This window comes from Lentilactobacillus sp. (assembly GCF_040773105.1).
GTDB lineage: Bacteria > Bacillota > Bacilli > Lactobacillales > Lactobacillaceae > Lentilactobacillus > Lentilactobacillus parabuchneri.
The window spans coordinates 1-2,997 of the sequence record NZ_JAXGWW010000251.1 but is presented as its reverse complement, the minus strand read 5'-3'; the positions used below and the strand labels follow the sequence as shown (position 1 = coordinate 2,997).

The window sequence follows — 2,997 nt, the reverse complement described above, 5'->3', positions numbered from 1 at the left end:
GTCATCAATCTCAGTAATAATGAAGAACATGCTGAAATCATCGTCATCCTTCATGTACGCGGGCATTGCCCAAATGCCATCGCTGATCTCCACCAATTCTTCATTATCGAACCGATAGTCGCGGTGGTTCTGTTCGTTAACCGGCTTGTCCAGCACAAACATCATCTTATCAAAAACTGGATTGCCAAGCTTTATATTGTCTTCCATATGAGTCCCCTTTTGTAGAATTTAGTTAGAGAAAATCATGCAAAAACAATCTTACTTGTCCTTTTTGATTTGTGCAAGTCGAATAGCCAAAGAAAACAAAAAAGAAGCAGGAATAAAAAATTCCAGCCTCTTACTAAAGTTATACATATAACAAACTTGGTTGCTTGGCAGCCTTTTGCATATGCTCATACAAGTGGTCCCCAATCATTTGGGTGCCCACAGTCTTAAAGCCTTTTCGTTCATATAATTTCTTTGCTTCCGGATTTTCAAAATCCACGTTCAAGCCGATCACCGACTTCCCATCATTTAAAGCCATTCTTGGAACGGCGGCAAGCAGCTTGCTACCAATCCCATGGCCCTGCCAGTCGGGATCGACGGCAATTGAATCCAAGTACCACTCATCGGAGTTGGTCTCAGAATCGGGAATGTATGGGGCTTTAAAATCAGCACTCTTTTTTGATAAATTGATCAAGACGTTATTAATATCGTCCTCATTTTCGCTGGGATATCCAAAGACGACCCCAACAACTTGGCCATTGGCCTCGGCCACCACGGTGGATGCTTTACTCGACAGATAAGTATCTGTCTGGTAAGCCCTCGTGATGACCTTGGCTAATCCAGGTTCGGGAACGTCTTCTAATTCATCGAGTTCCATTTCATCAAAAATGATATCAATCAACGGCGCTATCTGGCCAGCATCATCCTGTTGTGCTTCTCTAACGGTTATCAAAAAAATCCTCCTAATAAATGAACATTCAGTATGTGTTATCTAACATATTACTGAAGTTTTCATTAATTGTCAAAATCAGGGGATTTAATCCGTTTTATTTTCAGACTTGTTTTCATTTTCTTGCGAGGTGTTTTCATTCAAGTCATTCTTCGGGTTGCCCATTTGATTTCGTTGCAGCATATCAAGCTCGGTGCGGATCTGACCAAGAATTTCGATTTCCAATTTCTGAATCTCCAATGAATGTGGCAGCTGATTTTGCGTCAGGTTATCGAGCTTTGCATGGAGGATTCGCAATTCGTGCTCGGATTTTTGATTCACGTGATAATCGTTTTCAGAACTCATCCGATCACGGTCGGCAGCCCGGTTTTGACTCATCATGATAATTGGGGCCTGAATCGCCGCAATACAGCTCAGGGCCAAGTTCAGCAAAATAAATGGATACGGATCAAAGTGCAGGCCAAACAAGTGCAGTGCATTGATACACATCCACGACACCAGCACGAAGGTAAAGGCAAAGATGAATCCCCAACTCCCGCCAAAACGGGCAACGGCGTCAGAGACTTTTTGCCCAAACGTCAAACTCTTGGCTAAGTTGTCGTTAACGTCGACAATATCATAATCATCACTTTGCATCGCCTTGGTTAGCCGGCGATTGATTTTTTTTGGTTTGTTTAACATCGGAATTCACCATTCCGTCAACTCTCATCAGCTGGTACTTCAGCAGGTCGTGATCACAAATGAAATCCGTTACTTTGGCTTTTGGATAATCCCCTTTAATCAGGTTTCGAGTCGCAGGTTCCAAGTCTTTTAAAAATCGACCATCAATTTGCATGTGCTCACGGTGGTCAATGAAGCAAATTGCTGTTTTTAATTCTGGCATGTTATCGGTCCTTTCTCCATCATTTTGAGCTTAATGTCACTTTCATGTATCAAAAAAATTCGTTTTCACAAAAAAATACCGTCTTCCTGATCATTATATCAGTAAGACGGTATTTTCAAATCATTTATTAGTCGTCTAAAACTAGTGCCTAACCAAAGCGTGGAGCATTATGCCTTAATTAAATCTGATTTTGCTTTCGACAAAGCAGCCTTTAATGCGCGAATATGTTCTTGAGCTTCCTTGTTATCCTCTGCGGCCTTCATCCATGATAATACAGATAAATTAGTTTCTATTTCAGCAATAATTTTTTGAACCGTCTGATCCGATTCACCATTGGTAGACATATCTAGTCTCCTCCTTCAGTTGATAGGTACATCATAACAGAAGCTGGCAAAAAGACAACGAAATTGACACCGTTTTCATCAAATTCTAATTTATAATGATTATAAGTTTTCTATTCGTTATTCCATCAATGTTCAGTAATGAACAATATGAGTATTCTTCTAATGTATTACCTGTAATATGTCGGCAGGCAGCTGGGATTCAAACTTAAATTCTTTTTTTGAAAATGGATCGACAAACTGCAGTTCCGTGGCATGTAGTGCCTGCCTGGAGATGCCCTCATCCATCGGACCGTGGTACAGTGCATCCCCCAACAAAGGGTGACCGATGGACGCAAAGTGCACCCGAATCTGGTGGGTGCGGCCAGTGTGCAGCACAACATCTACCAAGGTTCGATCAACAAACTCACCGCGAACCCAGTACTCCGTTTGAGCTGATTTCCCCTGGTCGTCAATCAGTTGACCGAACCCTTCCGGATCTTTGGCAATCGGTTTGTCAATCATGCCATGGGCTTTAAGCCCCGTTCCTGACACAACTGCCTGGTAGCGTTTATGCAAGGTCTTAGCGGTCAACAAGTCATTTGCCAAACTATTGGCCAACTGGTGCTTGGCAACTAATACCAAGCCGCTGGTAAACCGATCCAAGCGGGTGATAATGTGGGGCACTAAATCTGTCGCCCCTTCCGCGATTAAGTGTCCCTTGATTCGATTCACCAACGTGTCGTTACGGTTAGCTGGTCCGGGAACAACGGTCAACCCGGCTTGTTTGTCGACGACCAGCCAATTGGCATCTTCAAAAACCACAACGATTGGCCCGTCACTGACCGCCACGTTTGGGT

At 43.0% G+C, this 2,997-nt stretch carries 3 protein-coding genes and 2 pseudogenes; all 5 read right to left on the bottom strand.

Translation table 11 applies throughout. The features are described 5' to 3' along the window. A pseudogene (locus tag AB3112_RS10270) lies at positions 1-207 on the bottom strand (hypothetical protein); the annotation flags it as partial. A 139-nt stretch (positions 208-346) separates the two neighbouring features. Beyond that, the gene (locus AB3112_RS10265; RefSeq protein ID WP_084974692.1) at positions 347-937 is read right to left on the bottom strand and encodes a GNAT family N-acetyltransferase; all 591 of its coding nucleotides are present in this window, start codon (positions 935-937) and stop codon (positions 347-349) included. Between the two features lie 84 nt (positions 938-1,021). After that, positions 1,022-1,817: pseudogene (locus AB3112_RS10260) on the bottom strand (DUF1003 domain-containing protein). Between the two features lie 167 nt (positions 1,818-1,984). After that, positions 1,985-2,161 (bottom strand): hypothetical protein, encoded by a 177-nt coding sequence (locus AB3112_RS10255; protein ID WP_167547571.1) that lies wholly within the window; start codon positions 2,159-2,161, stop codon positions 1,985-1,987. A 159-nt stretch (positions 2,162-2,320) separates the two neighbouring features. Continuing rightward, on the bottom strand, positions 2,321-2,997 hold a 677-nt coding region (locus AB3112_RS10250), incomplete at its 5' end, for an RluA family pseudouridine synthase (RefSeq protein ID WP_367334434.1).

Excerpts from the sequence above, each read along its gene's own strand:
- AB3112_RS10255 (WP_167547571.1), bottom strand. The coding sequence starts at position 2,161 with ATGTCTACCAATGGTGAATCGGATCAGACGGTTCAAAAAATTATTGCT.